24 protein-coding genes are annotated in these 17,330 nt (G+C 50.6%); 21 read left to right on the forward strand and 3 right to left on the reverse strand.

Features of this window, described 5'->3' with window-relative positions; translation table 11 throughout:
• The first annotated feature begins 91 nt into the window (after positions 1-91).
• From A6R74_RS04990 to rho, 5 genes are all read left to right on the forward strand, one after another.
• Positions 92-334, forward strand: a complete 243-nt coding sequence (locus tag A6R74_RS04990) for a type II toxin-antitoxin system Phd/YefM family antitoxin (protein ID WP_064233355.1) — start codon at positions 92-94, stop codon at positions 332-334.
• The gene (locus A6R74_RS04995) at positions 331-594 is read left to right on the forward strand and encodes a Txe/YoeB family addiction module toxin (protein WP_064233356.1); all 264 of its coding nucleotides are present in this window, start codon (positions 331-333) and stop codon (positions 592-594) included. Before A6R74_RS04990 ends, A6R74_RS04995 begins: the two co-directional genes overlap by 4 nt.
• Before the next feature lie 125 nt (positions 595-719).
• Entirely contained in the window at positions 720-920 is a 201-nt protein-coding gene (locus A6R74_RS05000) for a transposase (RefSeq protein WP_240488168.1), read from the forward strand.
• A gap of 52 nt (positions 921-972) precedes the next feature.
• A complete protein-coding gene (locus tag A6R74_RS05005) occupies positions 973-1,581 on the forward strand; it encodes a hypothetical protein (protein ID WP_064233358.1) in 609 nt (202 codons plus the stop codon).
• Between the two features lie 266 nt (positions 1,582-1,847).
• A complete protein-coding gene (gene rho, locus A6R74_RS05010) occupies positions 1,848-2,804 on the forward strand; it encodes a transcription termination factor Rho (protein WP_064233359.1) in 957 nt (318 codons plus the stop codon).
• A 72-nt stretch (positions 2,805-2,876) separates the two neighbouring features.
• Here the strand turns inward: rho and A6R74_RS05015 are convergent, their stop codons facing one another.
• Complete coding sequence (locus tag A6R74_RS05015) at positions 2,877-4,073, reverse strand: DEAD/DEAH box helicase (protein WP_064233360.1); 1,197 nt, start codon at positions 4,071-4,073, stop codon at positions 2,877-2,879.
• A gap of 436 nt (positions 4,074-4,509) precedes the next feature.
• Here A6R74_RS05015 and A6R74_RS05025 point away from each other — a divergent pair, with 436 nt between their 5' ends.
• From A6R74_RS05025 to A6R74_RS05075, 11 genes are all read left to right on the forward strand, one after another.
• Positions 4,510-4,935 (forward strand): VOC family protein, encoded by a 426-nt coding sequence (locus tag A6R74_RS05025; protein ID WP_064233361.1) that lies wholly within the window; start codon positions 4,510-4,512, stop codon positions 4,933-4,935.
• A gap of 118 nt (positions 4,936-5,053) precedes the next feature.
• Positions 5,054-5,455, forward strand: a complete 402-nt coding sequence (locus A6R74_RS05030) for a VOC family protein (protein ID WP_064233362.1) — start codon at positions 5,054-5,056, stop codon at positions 5,453-5,455.
• Between the two features lie 71 nt (positions 5,456-5,526).
• Positions 5,527-5,853: a hypothetical protein gene (locus tag A6R74_RS05035; RefSeq protein ID WP_064233363.1), complete on the forward strand. Its 327-nt coding sequence runs from the start codon at positions 5,527-5,529 to the stop codon at positions 5,851-5,853.
• Between the two features lie 227 nt (positions 5,854-6,080).
• A complete protein-coding gene (locus A6R74_RS05040) occupies positions 6,081-6,626 on the forward strand; it encodes a L,D-transpeptidase family protein (protein ID WP_064233364.1) in 546 nt (181 codons plus the stop codon).
• 433 nt (positions 6,627-7,059) lie between these two features.
• On the forward strand, positions 7,060-8,892 hold the full coding sequence (locus tag A6R74_RS05045) for a LodA/GoxA family CTQ-dependent oxidase (RefSeq protein WP_064233365.1): 1,833 nt from the start codon (positions 7,060-7,062) through the stop codon (positions 8,890-8,892).
• The gene (locus tag A6R74_RS05050) at positions 8,892-10,001 is read left to right on the forward strand and encodes an NAD(P)/FAD-dependent oxidoreductase (protein WP_064233366.1); all 1,110 of its coding nucleotides are present in this window, start codon (positions 8,892-8,894) and stop codon (positions 9,999-10,001) included. Before A6R74_RS05045 ends, A6R74_RS05050 begins: the two co-directional genes overlap by 1 nt.
• 162 nt (positions 10,002-10,163) lie before the next feature.
• The gene (locus tag A6R74_RS05055) at positions 10,164-10,643 is read left to right on the forward strand and encodes a hypothetical protein (protein WP_125410286.1); all 480 of its coding nucleotides are present in this window, start codon (positions 10,164-10,166) and stop codon (positions 10,641-10,643) included.
• Positions 10,644-10,747: 104 nt separating this feature from the next.
• Positions 10,748-11,311 carry a GNAT family N-acetyltransferase gene (locus A6R74_RS05060; RefSeq protein WP_064233368.1) on the forward strand — a complete coding sequence of 188 codons (564 nt, stop codon included), beginning with the start codon at positions 10,748-10,750 and terminating at the stop codon, positions 11,309-11,311.
• 46 nt (positions 11,312-11,357) lie between these two features.
• Complete coding sequence (locus tag A6R74_RS05065) at positions 11,358-11,939, forward strand: class I SAM-dependent methyltransferase (protein WP_064233369.1); 582 nt, start codon at positions 11,358-11,360, stop codon at positions 11,937-11,939.
• Between the two features lie 111 nt (positions 11,940-12,050).
• Positions 12,051-12,302: a type II toxin-antitoxin system ParD family antitoxin gene (locus A6R74_RS05070; protein ID WP_064233370.1), complete on the forward strand. Its 252-nt coding sequence runs from the start codon at positions 12,051-12,053 to the stop codon at positions 12,300-12,302.
• Positions 12,303-12,328: 26 nt separating this feature from the next.
• On the forward strand, positions 12,329-12,736 hold the full coding sequence (locus A6R74_RS05075) for a hypothetical protein (RefSeq protein WP_064233576.1): 408 nt from the start codon (positions 12,329-12,331) through the stop codon (positions 12,734-12,736).
• Positions 12,737-12,772: 36 nt separating this feature from the next.
• On the opposite strand, the gene soxR is transcribed toward A6R74_RS05075, so the two are convergent.
• Complete coding sequence (gene soxR, locus A6R74_RS05080; RefSeq protein ID WP_064233371.1) at positions 12,773-13,264, reverse strand: redox-sensitive transcriptional activator SoxR; 492 nt, start codon at positions 13,262-13,264, stop codon at positions 12,773-12,775.
• Between the two features lie 104 nt (positions 13,265-13,368).
• Here soxR and A6R74_RS05085 point away from each other — a divergent pair, with 104 nt between their 5' ends.
• The 4 genes from A6R74_RS05085 (at position 13,369) to A6R74_RS05095 (ending at position 15,747) form a co-directional block, all read left to right on the forward strand.
• Positions 13,369-13,794 carry a VOC family protein gene (locus tag A6R74_RS05085; RefSeq protein ID WP_064233372.1) on the forward strand — a complete coding sequence of 142 codons (426 nt, stop codon included), beginning with the start codon at positions 13,369-13,371 and terminating at the stop codon, positions 13,792-13,794.
• Positions 13,795-14,102: 308 nt separating this feature from the next.
• Entirely contained in the window at positions 14,103-14,528 is a 426-nt protein-coding gene (locus A6R74_RS05090) for an N-acetyltransferase (RefSeq protein WP_064233373.1), read from the forward strand.
• 56 nt (positions 14,529-14,584) lie between these two features.
• Entirely contained in the window at positions 14,585-15,019 is a 435-nt protein-coding gene (locus A6R74_RS22195; protein ID WP_082906601.1) for a GFA family protein, read from the forward strand.
• Between the two features lie 101 nt (positions 15,020-15,120).
• Positions 15,121-15,747 (forward strand): LysE family translocator, encoded by a 627-nt coding sequence (locus A6R74_RS05095; protein WP_064233374.1) that lies wholly within the window; start codon positions 15,121-15,123, stop codon positions 15,745-15,747.
• Positions 15,748-15,913: 166 nt separating this feature from the next.
• Here the strand turns inward: A6R74_RS05095 and A6R74_RS05100 are convergent, their stop codons facing one another.
• A complete protein-coding gene (locus A6R74_RS05100; RefSeq protein ID WP_064233375.1) occupies positions 15,914-16,138 on the reverse strand; it encodes a hypothetical protein in 225 nt (74 codons plus the stop codon).
• Between the two features lie 118 nt (positions 16,139-16,256).
• Between A6R74_RS05100 and A6R74_RS05105 the strand changes: the two genes are divergently transcribed.
• Positions 16,257-17,216, forward strand: a complete 960-nt coding sequence (locus tag A6R74_RS05105) for a LysR family transcriptional regulator (RefSeq protein ID WP_064233376.1) — start codon at positions 16,257-16,259, stop codon at positions 17,214-17,216.
• Positions 17,217-17,330 lie beyond the last annotated feature (114 nt).

Here is a 17,330-nt window from a genome sequence, read left to right on the forward strand (position 1 = left end):
GCAAAACCAAGCGTAATACAAAGCGTCCGTCTTGACGTACGTACTTTAAAGCGTACACTTGGCGGATAGCTTAACACGCAAGAGGTGCGTCATGACCGGAATCACAGCGACTGAGGCGCGCAGCAACCTTTATAGGTTGATTGACGAAACGGCCGAGTCCCATCAACCAATTGTCATCATGGGCAAGCGGAACAAGGCTGTCTTAGTATCTGAAGAAGACTGGTCAGCCATTCAAGAAACACTTTACCTGCTATCTGTACCTGGAATGCGTGAGTCTATTCGTGAGGGGATGGATACCCCCGTGGATGAGTGCGATGAGGAGCTAGCCTGGTGACATGGAAGTTGATCTACACCAAACAAGCCCAAAGAGACGCAAAGAAACTAGCTTCTAGCGATCTCAAGCTAAAAGCTCAGGAGTTGTTGGAACTGGTTGCAGAAGACCCCTACCGCAAACCGCCTCCATTTGAGAAGTTAATTGGCGATCTTGCGGGAGCCTATTCTCGCCGAATCAATATCCAGCATCGCTTGGTGTACCAAGTACTCGAAGATGAGCAAGTGGTAAAAGTCCTCCGGCTTTGGAGCCACTACGAATAACGCGTAACGAGTCGCTGTTGCCGGACAATTTCTCTATCGCTTTCTCTATCGCTGCGCGGCTCCAAAATTGCCGCAAAGTACGGACGCCGAGGGTGTAGAAAAACGCCGCAGATGGCTAAGTTCTGGTGGCGATCAACTACCAAGATCAGTTCCACCCCGTTACCTTTGAGCATGCGGTGTATTATCTGATTGAGCGCAAGTTGGACTTATCCGTATTCCATGCCAAGTACCGCAAAGCTGCGACAGGTCGGGTGGCCTATGAGCCACCCATCATGCTGAAAATCACTGATAGCAAAGGCACTGAAGTTTTTCCCAAAGCTTTCTGATCGCTCGCAAACGTGCATCGCCTATATAAGTGTTAAGAGGTAGGATAAAAATATGTCTATCGGAACCTGGATTGAAATTACAAAGCTAGCTCTTGGGTCGTTAACTCTTTTATCAGTGTTAATTGCATTTCTAGCGTATCGTGCAAATGTCAAAAAACAAGAGGATGACCGTGTTCGGGAGCGAGATAGAGAGTTGACTTCACAGGCCAAAAAGTCATTTCAATGGGCGTATAATGTCCTTACGGACAACGGCGAGAATATCCCACCAGTTGCAGATAGGCTGAATTGGCTTACTGCTGCTAGGCATTTACTGCGTGCAAAAAAGCTTGGCGAAAAAGTGACGCACTCCACCTATAAAATTATATTTGACGAAATAGAAGAATATTGGCGCCACAGGTTTTATGTGGCGCTGTCGCACGAACCACTCCGTCGATGGACATATTTTGCTGATGACGATAATCCAGATTGGCCAGAGAATATAGAGATAAACTCAGCGCTTATTATTATTGATTTTTCCAACTGGAAAGATGATGTAGAAGACCCAACCGATAATGTAGATAGAGCTGAGATGATTCAAAAAGGAGTTTTAAAGGGACAAGCAGGGCGAGGGCTTAAATCTTACATGCAGCGCTTTGAAGAAATTAGGGCTCAGTGGAAATAGTGTGACTGATAGCTCTATAGCCGTTAAGTAGTTTTTTGGCCGACGCGTATTCTTTTTCGCTTCGACCGCATTTTAATAGCTGGTGCTAACAATGAGCTGTTAAAGGTGGCAACTTTCACTCGATGGATATGAAGAGGTGTTGGGTTCTCGCTTTTGGTGCAGCCTGATCCAGAAGCACCGGGCCGCTGCCTGCAAGACCAATATCATTTTTAAAGCGCTGCAGCCATTCTATAAATTCAAGTTATTCAAGGCGATCCATCAATATTATGGCAAGAAAAACACTAAGTCTGAAGACGAAAAAACAGGTAGATGACACGCCCACCGACGAAGTGGAAGATCAATTCCCTGATGATCCCGAACAACGGTTTTTAAATGGCGTCGCTGTTCATCCTTCCCCGCGCATTTACTTAGAGCCTGGTTCTCAGCAGCGTACTGTGCGAGCGATGGATTTGATTACGCCCATTGGGATGGGACAACGTGGGTTGATTGTGGCGCCGCCAGGCTCCGGCAAGACGACGATGTTAAAACATATCTGTCAGGCCGTGGCCGAGTCCCATCCGGAAATAAAGCTGTATGCCTTGCTGATTGATGAGCGCCCGGAAGAAGTGACCGATTTTAAGCGCAGTGTGTCGGCAGAAGTGCATGCATCGTCTTCAGACGAAAGCTACACACACCATGTCAATATGGCAGACAAGCTGCTTGAGACGGCGCGTAAGCAAGCAGGCGAGGGGCACAATGTGATGATTGTGATCGACTCGCTTACCAGACTCTCGCGCGTTCATAATGCCGAGCAGCGAGGCAATGGTCGCACTATGTCGGGTGGGCTGGATTCCCGCGCGATGGAAATACCCCGAAAACTGTTTGGCGCGGCGAGAAAGATCGAAAACGGCGGGTCGCTCACCATTCTGGCCACCGTACTGGTGGATACGGGAAGCCGAATGGATCAGGTGATTTTCGAGGAGTTCAAGGGTACGGGCAATATGGAGCTGGTGTTATCACGTGATGTGGCCAATCAACGGATTTTCCCGGCGATAGATATTGCCAAAAGCAGTACCCGTCGAGAAGAGCTTTTGATTGATGCAAAAGATATTGAAAAAGTAAGGACATTGCGTAGAGGTTTGACAACGCTTAAGCCCGTAGAAGGCGCGCAGAAGCTGCTTGAGTTATTGGATAAATATCCTACGAATGCCGAGCTATTAGAGGCATTTTTACCCGCCTCTTGAAATGTCTATGATAAAGAAGCTCACCTTTGGTTTTTTTTAAGAATCCAGGGAGGTGAGCTTCTTTGGTAAGTATTAACGATTACTTTGTTTATTAAAATTCAAGTTCGACTCGGGTACTGCTTTTCGAACCGGAAAGCCTGCAATCTCTTTGCGCTCAATAGTGCTTTTTAATCGTCTTTCAATGGCACAAAGATTTTTAAAGTCACTCATGTCGACAAAAGAAATGGCTTCACCTGAGGCACCCGCGCGACCGGTTCGGCCAATGCGGTGGACGTACTCTTCGGGCTTAAAAGGTAAATCGTAATTCACCACACGGCTCAGTTCACCAATATCCAAACCACGCGCGGCAACCCCCGTAGCGACCAAGTACTTTAATTCGCCAGATTTGAACTGAGCCAGAATCTTTTCGCGCATCGCTTGGCTTCTATCGCCATGAATGGAGTCCGCTTTGATGCCGCGTTTTTCCAGTTGAGCAACAAGCTTGGCTGCATTGTGTTTTTTCTCGGTAAAAATAAGTGCCTGATCCCACTGTTGCTCGTTAATCAAGTGACTCAGCAAAGCGGATTTAGTGTCCTTGTCGACGGTGATCAGCCACTGTTTGATATTAGCGGCGGCGCGAATGTTGGGCGAAATGGATATTTCAGCCGCCAGATCGGTCATCTTGCTATCTGAAAAATCGTAGGCCAGCGCCCGAACGTCATCGGTCATGGTGGCCGAAAACAGCAGGTTTTGACGGTCTTCAGGGAGGCGATCTATGATTTTATGGATATCGTCGACAAACCCCATGTCGACCATTCTGTCGGCTTCGTCCAATACCAAGACTTTAAGTTCATCAAAGTGCAGCGCACGCTGATGCGCCAAATCAAGCAACCTGCCCGGCGTGGCGACCAGAATATCGACCCCTTTGATCAGGCGCTCTTTTTGAGCTTCGGTATCCACACCGCCATACATCGCCATAGAGGTTAGGTGCGTGCGTTTAGCGTATTGAGCCACATTGGCTTCGACCTGAACCGCTAACTCACGGGTCGGCACGAGAATCAGCGCACGGATGCGTTTGCCGCGTAACGTTCCCGCGTTGCTGAACCGTTCCAGCAGAGGCAGCACAAAGGCAGCGGTTTTGCCTGTGCCTGTTTGTGCAGTGGCGATTAAGTCGTTACCCGAAAGAATGGCAGGAATCGCTTGTTCCTGGATGGGCGTTGGCGTTTTGTAACCTAGTTCGGTAATCGCTTGAACAAGAGGAGTGGATAATCCTAGTTTTGCAAATGGCATAAGGCGCCCTGACAGATCGTCGTAAGGTGTGTCGAAAATAAAAGATGGGGCAGTATAAAGTAAAAGCAGCCGACCGCTGAAACCGATTGAGGCGTTTGAAGCTCTTACTTGGCTTCACAATTCCAACATTAACCCGCATAAGGCCAGTTTCTGCACGTTAACCTGTCTAGCGATTCACCCTGGCCTGCTGCTCAGCCTGATCCAGAAGCACCGCACCGCTACCTAATTCAGCCAGCTTGTCATCGGGGTTGTAGAGCGGGCAGCTGGTCATGCTCAGGCAACCACAGCCTATGCAGCCAGCCAGCTTATTGCGCAGCTTTTGTAGGTAAGCAATACACCTATCTAGTATCTGTTGCCATTTTTTCGCAAAAACTACTTTACCTAAAGTTAAGTTGAGGTTTTATCCTGCCATTTCACCTAACGCAAGGAGACACTAATGTACTTAGAACACGTTAATCTGGTGGTTGCTGATATGGATGCCATGCTGGATTTTTACCGCGCCGTGTTCCCGCATTGGCGGGTGCGCGATGAAGGCCATGGCGAGTGGTATGGCAAGCCACGCAAATGGATTCACTTTGGTGACGATGGCCACTACCTGGCGTTAAGCGATCATGGCGAAGGGGTAAACCGTGATCTGAAAGGCTACACCGTTGGACTGGCCCATTTTGCTTACGTGACCGATAACCTTGATGCCGTTGTGGCCAGGTTAAATAACGCCGGTTTTGCCATTGCCAAACCTGGCGCTAAAGAGCCATTTCGCAAAAATGTCTATTTTGTCGATCCGGCCGGGTTTGAAGTGGAGTTTGTCGAGTACCTGAGTGACATCCCGGCCGAGCGGAATTTAAACCGCGATGCTCAGTAGCATGCGGTGCAGGTAGAAGCACAACAACCAGAAGCGCAGAAACGGCAGGGTGAGGAGAGATGAGAACTGCCGTTTCGTAACCGCGTTTGCTGAGCGGCGTTAAGTAATAGGAGAGTTTATGAACTCGAATGTAGCCCGCTACGGGGTAATCCTGAACACTGAGAACTACGCGGAGTGCGTAGCTTTCTACCGAGATCTATTAGGTTTGCGTCAATTGTTCGAGAGAGAGGACGACGGCTTTAAGCTGACTTGTCTTGAGTTCGGTCATGGATATTTAATGGTCGAGCAGGGCGGCAAAGCAAAGAACGGCGTCAAATCGCCAGAAGAGGGTAGCTTTAAATTGCGATTCAACGTGGACGACATGGAGGAAGCGCTGATGGAAATCAGGTCCTGGGGCATTCAAGCTGCCATTACCGAAAACACGTGGGGCAGAACCATCAATATCAGCGACCCTGATGGCAACCGGGTTGGAATCAGAGATGAGGCTGGCTTCGTACACCAGATCAATACCCGTTGCTGAATGTGGAATAACTACGTGCTGCGCTCTCTCAATTTTCCGATGAGTAACTCGTTAGGGCTATGAGCGAATACATGACATTAGTTGAGTTTTTCATATTGCTGGCATGGTGGTTCGCTCCGCCATTGATTATTGCGTCAAGTATTCACATTTTGTTGTACTGTAAATGGACACCACTTAGAAACAAACCGGCTTTGGCTCTGATTGGAATCTTCGGCGTCATCATCATTAGTCCGGTACTCGGGGTCTTTGGGTTGATTTTGCCAATCTCTATGCCGCGATGGCTGGGCGCGACTGACAACCTGCTTTTTTTACCCATGGCATTCATCATCGTTGGCGTATCCACCGCTGTAATGTTGTTCACTGTTTCGTTGCTTCATAGGCGCACTTCCGCGCCCTAATAACTCAAGGGCAAGGTATACTAAGCCTTGAAGAACTTTCGGATCAAAAGAACCTACAACTTTGCCGTACCACTATTTCGAGCGAAGCGGTTCAGTGGTTACAAGACAATCTAGCCACTAACAATGCACTGTATTTTTGCATCATTAGTACGAGTCTAATTAGGTGCGTCATTTGGGGCCTATGGCCCCGGCGGTGCGCACAAATTCGTGCGAAGGCGCACGGCGTAATGCTAAAGGCGATTAAAGTGCGACACAGACTGATAGCAATTTTATTAATTGTTCTGGTTCTTGGGGCAGGTGCCTACTTTGCAGATTCCCGCTTGCCAGCGTTGCTTGCTGAAGAACTTCCGCAGGCAGAGGCAGTGCTGGTTATCAAAGAAGAGCGGAAACTTTATCTATTAAGGGATGGTGAGCCCTACCGTGAATACGGGATTGCACTCGGGGGTAATCCGGTCGGGCATAAAAAGGAGGAAGGTGATCAACGGACACCGGAAGGCGACTATGTACTCGATTGGAGAAACCCTAACAGCATGGCGCATCTGTCTCTCCACGTTTCATACCCAAACGAGGAGGATCAAGCTCAGGCGGAGGCGCGTGGTGTTTCGGCTGGGGGGATGATCATGATCCACGGCCAGAGAAACGGATTTGGCTGGTTGGGTCGTCTACTCCAACGGTGGGATTGGACTGATGGTTGCATAGCCGTGACAAATGTCGAGATGGAAGAAATTTGGCACGCGGTGCCAAACGGAACACCAATTCGTATTGAGCCCTAGATGCATGCTAAGTCACGCCACGCCTAAGCTCGCTCTAAAACACGAAGTTTCTGCAAAGCAACGCTAGCTAAGCCAAACCTATCAATTCAGGTTGGTTAGCTGCCTTTATGAGTCTAGAAATCAATTATGAGTGTGCACCGGCTGATTTCGAAATCGTAGCGGTTAATGGTTTGGGCGGGGTTTGATAAACGCTTAAGCGGGGGAGGCTGGTTATTTTGTAAAAGGTAGCAGTTCAGTTTGAATAGATGAGGCCCAAATTAAATTTTACCTTTTGCGGTGAATAAGTGGCTGTCTTGTTCTATCTTGGTAGGCAGCAATGTACCGCTTCGCCAGTCGTACTATTTCTTCAGTTTCAGTTCTGAGATTCATGAGCCTAAGCGGCGCCAAAGCGACTAGCTTCTTGGTGTCGTTCCATACAAAAAGGGAGTGACAGATGACTGAGATCGCCTACGCCAAAATCCACCCGGCCATTGGCATCGCCAGGGTTGGCAATTCCAAGCAAACTGACGGTTTCTACATCGGCCCCCAGGTCACAGAACCCCTGCCTAGGGAGTCGGGCGCCTATCGGGACGCCACCGGTGCCTTGAAGCGCGAGGTGGCTGAATTCCGAATCTACGCTTACGACGGCAACGGTAGGGTCGTGCGGGAGCTGACCATGGATTCCGCCACCGAGATTACCTGGACAGTGGAGGTAGCTAACCATAAAGCAGCTTGGTACAACTTCGAGCTCGCGCTGGATATCCCCGAAGCGGAGAAGGCAGCACCTTCCACGCGTCGTAACGCCGAGGTGGCTCTACGGGATAGGCACAGTCTGTCCATCATCCCAGGCGCTCGCAGCATCAGTACCTGCTCCGGCGAGGCTCAGTTTCAGGGCGGCAAGTTCATGGGAATAGAGGTGCCTCTGGGGGAGATACGCACCGACGACGTCGGTCGCCTGCAGGTCTTCGGCGGCCATGGGCACTCCGCCTCCTATCAGGAAAAGCCTCCCACCACCTTCGCCAATAATGACGGCTGGTATGATGACACCAGTGACGGCCCCGTGACGGCCACCGTATTGGTGGATGGCCGTCCGGTTGCCGTGACGCCAGCCTGGGTGGTGGTGGCGCCGCCCAATTACGGCCCCCAGCAGAAGGCGGTGCGTACTATGTACGCGCTGATGACGGATGTGGCTATCCAGGCTGGCCAGTTACCGGCACCCACCAGGCCCTCTTTCAGCGACGACATACTGCCCATCCTCAAAGCCATGTGCGATCTACAATGGATGAATGCGGGTTTTGCCGCTGGCTTCGGCTATGGTATGCCCCAGCACTTCCTGGAGCCCCGCTACCTGTCGCAACTGGCCGAGCCGGGTGAAACCTACGCCGAACTCAGGCGCACCGTGTTTAATAGTTTCCGCAATCCTCAGGTTGGCGATATCTCTATGAAGCCCTGGCCCTGGGTCTATGGCGATGCCATGGATGTTCCCATGCCCAGTGTGCCCGACGCCATGAACGCTCTGACCACTACCCAACTGGCTCTGCTGGACAAGTGGGCGGAAGGGGATTTCGAGGCGGACTACGATCCGCATCGGCAATCACCTGAGAGCATCGACAAGGTACCGTTGGAGCAGCAGCCCGCCATGCTGGACAGGGCAGCGATGGAGTTCTGCATCGCCGATGCTTTCCATCCAGGGTGTGAGATGACCTGGCCGGTACGCCACAGCACCATGTATATGGAACCCTACCGCTGGCGCCACCGTAGTCCCGAAGATCCGGAGCCGGACTATGGCACGACCCTGACGCCGGCCATGGTGAAGTCCTATAACGGCCCCCTTTACGGCCAATTTCCTGGCTCCGTTACCCGTTGGATGGCCATCCCCTGGCAAACTGATACCGCCAGTTGCCGCTCCGGCTACGACACTGAATACGATCCTTATCTGCCCACATTCTGGCCTGCCCGGGTACCTAATCAGGTGCTGATTAAGGAGAACTATGACAAGGTGATGAACGACTCGTTGTCGAGGGAAGAGCGTTTGGCTGCTTACCATCAGCGTTCCGACTGGGATCGCACCCTGGGCGCTGACCACAATAAACAGTTGGCGAGAATGGTGACTGATTTTGATCAGATGGGGATTGTGGAGGTGCAGCCAGGGCTCAGTGGGGATTCCGACTTCCCACCTCAGATGCAGGTCGAAGATAGAGGCGGCCGTGACTTGACGCCCGAGGAGCGGCACAACATCGACAAGGGCATGCGTAAGCTGTTGATCGCCCAACGACGCGGCCGCTAATGGCCAACTATCGTCCCTTCGACGTGGTGATTGTTGGAGCCGGGCCCGCGGGACTGGCGCTAGGCACTTTGCTGCGGCCGGAGCAGCGAGTGCTGGTATTGGAACGTCGTGCTCTCCCAGCCAGCTCACCTCCCATCGGGGAGTCCCTGCCGGGAGCGGCCGCCGTGCTGCTGCAGCGTCTTCAATTGCTGGCGGCTTTTCGAGAATCTGGGCACCGGGAACGGGGCGCTGCAGTATCGGTGTGGGACGAGGACAGGCCGGTCTGGCGGGATGCCATCCAGGATCCGGCTGGCCCCGGTTGGTATCTGGATCGGCGGAAATTCGAGCAGATGCTGCGTCGGCGAGCCCTGGATGTCGGGGTGACGCTGGAGGAGGGCTGCAAGCAAATGGATATCCGCCACTGTCAGGCCCAGTGGCAGTTGGATACCACACTTGGGTCGTTCAGTGCGCCGGTGTTGGTAGATGCCACGGGGCGTAGTGGGCACTTGGGGCGCCGATTGGGATTGCGGCGCTACGCTGATGATCCTCTGCTGTGTCTCTACTGTTTTCTGGATCAGGCGGCCGAGAGCCAGGACGCTACTATGCGCATTCAGGCGGATTCCCATGGCTGGTGGTATACGGTGAACCTGCCTTACGGGCAGCGGGTGTTGGCCTACCATATGGATGTTGATGATCCGCTGTGCCGTCGACTGTTGCGCCGCCCTGACGCCTTTCTGGCCCGAGCCAGGGAACATGCCTTGTTGGCAGAGGTACTGGCGGGGCTGGCACCTGCCCGTGTACGTGGCCGACCAGCGGGCTCTTCCCTGTTGGAAGTAGAGCAGCTACCGAAGGCAGGGCCGGGGTTTCTGGCCATCGGGGATGCACTGCTAGCCTTTGACCCACTGGCTTCCCAAGGGCTGTTTCATTCCCTGGCTTCTGCAGCCAGTGCGGCCAAGGCCATCGAATCTGGCTTGCACCAATCACTGGGTGCCTATCAGCAGGAGATGCAAGCGGTCAGTCAGCGTTATCTCTGGCACCTCAAGGCAAGCTATCAGGGGCCAAGGCGTTTCAGTCATTCAACTTTCTGGCAACGGCGGCAGCAAACAGCAAATTGGGGTCGAATGGGGTGATAAATATTATAAATCGCCTGATATTTTCACAGGTAATTCTGGGTCTTTAGCTTGTTAATAAGGGATAAGGCAGTCTCATTCACGTAATTTTTCCTTTTTGCGTGACCCATTAAAACATCATAAATAAAATATGGCTGCTCAAATTAATTAAAAGGGACTGAGATGAAAATTTGGCTGCGACGCTTATTAGGAGCTATCACCATTGGTGGGGGAGGAGCGGGGGTCGCATCTGTCTTACCATCTTTCATGAATGCGGGACATTTCTTTGACTGGCTTTTCTGTATAGGTTTTTTACTACTCTATGCTTGGGGAGTGTGGTGTGGTATTCAGTTGATTGAAAATCATGCTAAAGCTGCCCGCTCGAATTTTAGGTTTTGGCTGGTTCAAGTGCCTCTCTTCAGCTCGCCTCTCTTAGGCTATTTTTTTGCTTCAGGTGCTTTCTTTACCGTCTGGATAGGCCTTGATACATGGGACTATAGCTTTAATTTTGTACTGGGCAGCTCATTTCAATACTCATTTTTGAATTCTTATTTTCCGCCTTTCGTAGGCGTAAATATACTGGCTCTGCTACTGAGTGGTTGGTTTTATAGAAAAGCTTATGGTAGTGAGTCGGAGTCAACGCCTAATGACTTTGCCAACTAATCTATCAATTAATTACTTGCCTTTAGAGCTGGAGGATGTGGCTGCGCTAGAATCGGTAACGCTGCCGGTTCTAGCGCAACTATGTGCTTAACATGGAGGATGAAATGTCAGAAGAGCTCTTTTTCCCGGTTATTGAAACCGAGCGATTAACACTAAGGCCTTTAGAAACCGATGATGCGGTGAGTTTACTAGCAATATTCTCTGACCCTGAGGTCATGAAATATTGGAATACAGCACCTTGGGCGGGCGTCAAGGATGCTTACAGCTTTATAAAGGACAGCAACGATTCGATGCTACGTCAGGAATCACTTGTGCTCGGCATATATGCCAAGTCTACAGGTGAGTTGGCTGGAAAATGTATGCTGTTCAGTTATGACAAAGGATCCAAACGTGCGGAGATCGGTTTTGGTTTAAGCCGATCCTGTTGGGGGATGGGCTATATTGGTGAGGCCGGGGAAGCATTAATTCAGTATGGGTTTAAGTCATTGGGGCTGCGTCGAATTGAGGCTGAGATCGATTCCGATAATTACCCCTCAGCGAAAGCATTAGAAAAGCTTGGTTTTTCTAAAGAGGGTCTGTTAAAGCAGCGGTGGGAAATCAACGGGGTTGTCTCGGATTCCGCGCTATATGGCAGACTGGCGAGTGATCGGCTCCCCCTTCATATATGAGGAAATGGGCGCGACAACCTCATAATGATGACGTTAGGAGTCTCAAATGATCACCGACCCTTGGCTCGAACGCTGGTTGCCGCTATTGCGCGAACGCGCTGGCAAAGATGTTGTCCTGGAAATCGGATGCGGGCATGGAGATGACACGGCCATACTGGCTAGCGCCGGACTTAGCGTCTTCGCTTTTGATCTGTCTCGTACGGCAGTGGGTGTCACCAGCGTCAGAGTTCCGTCTGCTACGGTTAAGTGCCGAGATATTCGTGAACCATTCCCTGAGCAGGTTCGTGAGGTCGGCGCCATTGTGGCAAGCCTATCGCTACACTATTTCGCTTGGGATGAAACTCAAGCCATTGTTCAGCGGATTCATTCCGCATTACGACCCGGGGGCATTCTGCTTTGCCGTCTCAACTCCACACAGGATCATAATTTTGGGGCTAGTGGTCATGCAGAGCTCGAACCGAACTTATTTCTTGTGGAGGGCAGTCCTAAGCGCTTCTTCGATAAAGTCTCAGTTGAATTACTGTTCGGCGAAGGCTGGAACAAGCTTTCAATGGAGCACTATGTCACTAGCAAGTATGTCAAACCGAAAGCGCTGTGGGAGATCATACTTGAGCGAAGCGACGCCTAACTCCTTGTTTCAAGCTTTATAGCGAGTTGCCGTGCGATAAAAATAGGGGATTGATTCAGCAAAACATACAGTATGATATCAACATACTGCCGCTGGGTTTGGAGCCTCGCTATGAGCATGCATCTGAAAACGATCACCTTGACCGAGCAACAAGACAGCTGGGTAAGAGGTCAGGTTGAAAGCGGGCGATTCGGCAATGATGGTGAGTATATCCGCTATCTTATCCGTCGCGACCAGCAGGCCCAAGAGCGTCTTACCACGCTGAGGAAAGCTCTCATTGAGGATGAATTAAGCGAGCCCAAGCAGCTGGATATATCGGCTACCAAGGCAGCTGGGCGAAAGCGGATGAAGGCAGTTAAGTAGTGGTCAAACGCAGCATTGGTAACCAAATGAACCCCGTCATTCAAGAAGAAACATCAGGTTGTGGTATCGCGGCATGCGCGGTACTTGCGGGCAGCACCTACGCGCAGACAAAAGAGACAGCAAACGCCTTGGGTATCTATGCTGAAGACACCGCGCTTTGGTCAGACACCGAGTACGTTCGTAAACTTTTACGTGCTTTGGGTATCACGGCTGCACCCACCGAAACACCATTCGATACTTGGGATAGTCTGCCAGATAAGGCGTTGTTAGCGATCAAATGGCGTATGGAGCAGGGGAGGCCTTTCTGGCATTGGGTGGTATTTGTTAGAAATGAACGGGATACGGTGGTACTCGATTCCAAAAAAGCCTTGAAAACAAACACCCGTCGAGACTTCGGGCGCATCAAGCCCAAGTGGTTCATACGTGTAGATTAAGGCTTAGTGGCTATTATTCAGGTTTGCTATTCAGTGCTATGAACTGGCGTTTGGTGCTTGTTGGGTTTTCTGGGCTTTCGCCTTCTGTTCTGCCTGATCCAGAAGCACCGCGCCGCTACCTGATTCGGCCAGTTTGTCATCCGGATTATAGAGCGGGCAACTGGTCATGCTTAGGCAGCCACAGCCGATACAGCCTGCTAGGTTATTGCGCAGCTTTTGCAGGTAAGCAATACGTCCATCTAGCATCTGCTGCCAGTTTTTTGAAAGCTGCTGCCAATCTTCAACCGTTGGCGTGCGGTTATTGGGCAGTGATTCAAAGGCCAGTTTAATCTCTTCCAGGCTGACGCCGACTTTCTGCGCGGCTTTAATCACCGAAATCCGCCGTAACACTTCAGGTTTATAGCGGCGCTGATTGCCTGCATTGCGCGAGCTTTGGATCAGGCCTTGCTGCTCGTAAAAATGCAGGGTGCTGACGTTTATACCGCAGCGCTTGGCAACCTTGCCGACACTCCAAATCGTTTCTGCCATTACTTTCCCCTGAATCTTTTTTGTCATTCTTTCGCAAAAAACACTTTACCTCAAGTTGAGTTGAGGTTTTATCCTGCCATTTCACTTAACGCAAGGAGACACTTATGTACTTGGAACACGTTAATCTGGTGGTTGCTGATATGGATACCATGCTGGATTTTTACCGCGCAGTCTTCCCGCACTGGCGGATCCGCGATGAGGGCCATGGCGAATGGTATGGCAAGCCACGCAAATGGATTCACTTTGGCGACGATGATCACTACTTGGCGTTAAGCGATCATGGCGAAGGGGAAAACCGTGATCTGAAAGGCCACAGCGTTGGGCTGGCCCATTTTGCTTACGTGACCGATAACCTTGATGCCGTAGTGGCCAGGTTAAATAACGCCGGTTTTGCCATTGCCAAACCTGGCGCAACAGAGCCATTTCGCAAAAATGTCTACTTTGTCGATCCGGCCGGGTTTGAGGTGGAGTTTGTCGAGTATCTGAGTGATATTCCTGCCGAACGCAATTTAAATCGTGATGCCCAATGATCAGGATGTCAGCACCACTCAGGGGGCTGACCTGTGTTAGGTTTCGATTTTAAGCACCATCAAATATTCTGCGCATAATCTGTTAAAATTCTAGCGCTTTCGGTAAGGATTGGGAGCAAAAAGCTTTTATAACCTGAAGAAAACTTGCCAATTCCAATGCAAGCAAAGTATCTACCCCAAGGAAGGCAAAGCATTTCTGCCTTATTTTATAAAGCTGCCTAGCCCTGGAACAGATGTGAACCTATCCCAGGACTAGGCAGCTTTTAGTTACGCCTTTGGCGCATTTGACCATCATTAGGAACCTCTAGATGATACGTGAATACCGGAAGGCAGATATTGAACAAATTTTGGATATCTGGCTTTCCGCATCGATTAAAGCTCACGACTTTGTTGGGCCAGCATTTTGGAAGTCAAAAGTTAGCGATATGCGTAATGAATATATCCCTGCATCGGAGACCTTTGTATTTGAACTTGATGGGCAGATAGTCGGGTTTTATTGCCTCTATGGAAGTACGTTGGCTGCCATTTTTGTGTCGCCAAGCTTGCAGGGTAAAGGGATAGGTTCAGCGCTGATGGATGATGCCAAGAGCAGAAGGTCGTGCTTACAGCTAAGTGTCTATAGCCAAAATACCCCCAGTATCAATTTTTATAAGCAGCATGGCTTCATTTCATTAGGCGAGCAGGTTGATGAACAAACGGGTGAACCTGAGTTCATCATGGAGCATTACTGTTAATAGCGGTAGAGCGATTATTTTGGGCCATTCTGCACGACGTACTGAAGGAACGATTGATGAAAGGTGAATGTCTCTGCGGAGAGGTGGTGTTTGAAGTTAAGGGTGAGCTACCAAACCTCTACCAATGCCACTGTTCCTTATGTCGCAAAGCGACTGGGTCTAACGCTAACGCTGCCACGTTTGTGGATGGAAAACACTTTCATTGGTTGTCCGGTCTGTCGAGCATACGCTCTTTTCAAAAGCCAACTGGCTACCGCAGTGACTTCTGTTCGGTCTGCGGTAGCCCAGTACCTAATAAGTTAAGAGACACTGATTTGATATGGGTTCCAGCTGGTTTGCTTGATGAAACGACGGCAGCTCAAGTGGCTGTGCATCTCCATCTGTCTTCAGCGGCCACATGGGCGCAAGATTTAGACAGCTGTGTTCGGCTGGCAGGTGGCCCTGATAGCTTGGAATCACTTCACGACGCATTGCAGTGGAAACGAGATTAGCTTGTATATTATGGGCAAGCGACTCGGCAATGATGTTTCACCAAGTGCCGACTAGTTGCGCTTGTAACTTGCAGGCAAGCGGCAAATAAAAGTGAGGGTTTATGGGAATGGAAATTTGGTTCTTGTATGTGAGCACGGTATTTATCTTGATGAGCACTCCAGGGCCCAGCCAGCTTTTGATGCTCTCTAACAGCATTGCCAGTGGTTTCCAAAAATCGCTATTTACAGCCGCTGGCGATCTGTCTGCTAATTTTTTGCAGATGATAGTCGCATCGATAGGTTTGGTTAGCATTGTGCAGCAATCAAGCGATTTTTTTGTCGTTGTGAAATGGGCAGGGGTGGCATATTTATCGTACTTAGGCTTGCGGTTGATTTTCTCCAAAAAAGCCAACAGTGCCAATCTGGCCAGCCAGGTAAGGTCGAGCCGTAGCTTGTATTGGCAAGGCTTTGTCACTTCAGCTGCTAATCCTAAAGCGGTTATCTTTTTCGCTGCTCTTTTCCCCCAATTTATTAATCCAACAGAGCCGCTGTTGAGTCAGTTTGCGATATTGAGCGCTACGTATCTGATTATGGATGCAATGTTCCTGTTTTCCTACGGCAAGTCAGCCGCGTGGATTAGCGCGAAGTTAAAGTCATCGGCACGCCAGCACTTAGGTAAAATATCAGGTTCCTTTTTGATTGGAGCGGCAGTGCTTTTAGGGTTGAAAGAAGTAGATACAAGCCTTTAAAAAGAGCCCCGTCAGTGAGGGCATCAACAATGAAGCTGACCAGTAGCAGAAGGGCCGAGAGTTAGGTCTCGAAATGGATGATGAAGCAGTGATCAAAAGTTGGGCAAGGAATGAGTCCGAGCGAATGGGGCGCTAGCCATAGCGGCTACGCAGAAACTGCTACTTCTCAGCGCTGGCGCAACAGGTATCTTACGATCGCCCGGATAAACTGTTGTTTAGCCTGACGCTGTTCCCGCCGCACTTTCTCAATATCAATACCTCCCAGCCTATCTTGGTAGCTAAGCGGGATGGCTGACTTGTCATCGACACTTTCTTTTTCCGCCACTTCTTCATCGCAACGAGCTAGCGGATCGCCGTCATTAAAATACGCTTTCTGTTTTGAAGCTATCATGCCCCTGATCTCCATAACGTCGCCCTGGGGATCAGGACGCTTGGGTTATCTTGTTGTGTCAGGGAGATGTTAGTGTTGTTCTATTACGCAAGCTATTCCATAAATGTGAGTGCAGACTTTGCAAAAAAGAACAGCCAAAAAGAGCGGGCAGTCCTCTATCTCTACACAAAAAACACGCAGTTACCTGGCGTGGAATGATTTTGAGGTCATTCTTGCCATCGCGACTGAAGGTTCTCTTTCTGGAGCCTCGCGCGCCTTGGGGGTGAGTCATGCCACTGTTTTTCGGCGGCTGGGCGAGGTGGAGCAGCGTCTAGGCGTTACTCTCTTTGAAAGGAGTCGTACCGGTTATCAGCCAACGCTGGCAGGGGAAGAACTCGCCGATACGGCTAGGATCATGGATGAAGCAGCCCTGGCGGCGGAGCGTAAAGTCGCCGGTCGTGACCTAGAGCCGAGTGGCGAAATCTATACCACCACAACGGACTCCTTGCTGATGGGGTTGTTGGCACCTTTATTCACGCAATTCCGTTATCAATATCCGGCCATCATGCTGGACGTGGCTATCTCGAACCAGTTGTTCAACCTAACTCGCCGGGAGGCGGACGTCGCGATTCGTCCCTCCAACCTGCCGCCTGAAAACTTGATTGGTCGACGACTGACCACAATTGGCCAGGCTGTTTACGGGCATCGCAGCCTCGGTCTAACCCCGGGGGCCTCTATTGAGACTCTTGCCAGCCAACCATGGATTGGAGCTGGGCCACGATTGCAGGATTCAGCGCTAGACCAGTGGATGGATAAAAATGCGCTGAAGGCGGCCTGTGTTTACCGTGTGGATACCTTGGTCAGCATACTCAGCGCGATACATGCGCGCATGGGGTTGGCCGTTCTGCCATGTTACTTGGCGGACGAGGATCCGGACATTATCCAGCTTAGCGACCCTATCCCCGAGCTGGAATACGGGCTGTGGTTTCTGATGCACCCAGACCTGAGAGGCGTTGTTAAAATTCACGCTTTAAAAGACTTTTTGACAGATGCTATCCAGGCACAGAAACAGCGCCTAGCCGGGCCTCTGTTGGGCTAGGCTGCATTATCGCCATCATAAACACTTCACTTTGGACTCCGGTGAAGAAAGCGACAAAACGGCCGCCCGAAAAAGTGTGATCTTGGGCTATAATGGCGCGGTTCGGGTGGAAGT

It is taken from the genome of Halomonas sp. ALS9 (genome assembly GCF_001651035.1).
GTDB lineage: Bacteria > Pseudomonadota > Gammaproteobacteria > Pseudomonadales > Halomonadaceae > Vreelandella.

What these genes read in the sequence shown, in the direction of transcription:
- A6R74_RS05055 (WP_125410286.1), top strand. Translation starts at nt 10,164, where the DNA reads ATGAAAATTTGGCTGCGACGCTTATTAGGAGCTATCACCATTGGTGGG.
- A6R74_RS05070 (WP_064233370.1), top strand. Translation starts at nt 12,051, where the DNA reads ATGAGCATGCATCTGAAAACGATCACCTTGACCGAGCAACAAGACAGC.
- A6R74_RS05075 (WP_064233576.1), top strand. Translation starts at nt 12,329, where the DNA reads ATGAACCCCGTCATTCAAGAAGAAACATCAGGTTGTGGTATCGCGGCA.
- A6R74_RS22195 (WP_082906601.1), top strand. Translation starts at nt 14,585, where the DNA reads ATGAAAGGTGAATGTCTCTGCGGAGAGGTGGTGTTTGAAGTTAAGGGT.
- A6R74_RS05015 (WP_064233360.1), bottom strand. Translation starts at nt 4,073, where the DNA reads ATGCCATTTGCAAAACTAGGATTATCCACTCCTCTTGTTCAAGCGATT.
- A6R74_RS05030 (WP_064233362.1), top strand. Translation starts at nt 5,054, where the DNA reads ATGAACTCGAATGTAGCCCGCTACGGGGTAATCCTGAACACTGAGAAC.
- A6R74_RS05095 (WP_064233374.1), top strand. Translation starts at nt 15,121, where the DNA reads ATGGGAATGGAAATTTGGTTCTTGTATGTGAGCACGGTATTTATCTTG.
- A6R74_RS05100 (WP_064233375.1), bottom strand. Translation starts at nt 16,138, where the DNA reads ATGATAGCTTCAAAACAGAAAGCGTATTTTAATGACGGCGATCCGCTA.
- soxR (WP_064233371.1), bottom strand. Translation starts at nt 13,264, where the DNA reads ATGGCAGAAACGATTTGGAGTGTCGGCAAGGTTGCCAAGCGCTGCGGT.
- A6R74_RS05035 (WP_064233363.1), top strand. Translation starts at nt 5,527, where the DNA reads ATGACATTAGTTGAGTTTTTCATATTGCTGGCATGGTGGTTCGCTCCG.
- rho (WP_064233359.1), top strand. Translation starts at nt 1,848, where the DNA reads ATGGCAAGAAAAACACTAAGTCTGAAGACGAAAAAACAGGTAGATGAC.
- A6R74_RS05065 (WP_064233369.1), top strand. Translation starts at nt 11,358, where the DNA reads ATGATCACCGACCCTTGGCTCGAACGCTGGTTGCCGCTATTGCGCGAA.
- A6R74_RS05090 (WP_064233373.1), top strand. Translation starts at nt 14,103, where the DNA reads ATGATACGTGAATACCGGAAGGCAGATATTGAACAAATTTTGGATATC.
- A6R74_RS05025 (WP_064233361.1), top strand. Translation starts at nt 4,510, where the DNA reads ATGTACTTAGAACACGTTAATCTGGTGGTTGCTGATATGGATGCCATG.
- A6R74_RS05045 (WP_064233365.1), top strand. Translation starts at nt 7,060, where the DNA reads ATGACTGAGATCGCCTACGCCAAAATCCACCCGGCCATTGGCATCGCC.
- A6R74_RS05060 (WP_064233368.1), top strand. Translation starts at nt 10,748, where the DNA reads ATGTCAGAAGAGCTCTTTTTCCCGGTTATTGAAACCGAGCGATTAACA.
- A6R74_RS05050 (WP_064233366.1), top strand. Translation starts at nt 8,892, where the DNA reads ATGGCCAACTATCGTCCCTTCGACGTGGTGATTGTTGGAGCCGGGCCC.
- A6R74_RS04990 (WP_064233355.1), top strand. Translation starts at nt 92, where the DNA reads ATGACCGGAATCACAGCGACTGAGGCGCGCAGCAACCTTTATAGGTTG.
- A6R74_RS05005 (WP_064233358.1), top strand. Translation starts at nt 973, where the DNA reads ATGTCTATCGGAACCTGGATTGAAATTACAAAGCTAGCTCTTGGGTCG.
- A6R74_RS05040 (WP_064233364.1), top strand. Translation starts at nt 6,081, where the DNA reads ATGCTAAAGGCGATTAAAGTGCGACACAGACTGATAGCAATTTTATTA.
- A6R74_RS05085 (WP_064233372.1), top strand. Translation starts at nt 13,369, where the DNA reads ATGTACTTGGAACACGTTAATCTGGTGGTTGCTGATATGGATACCATG.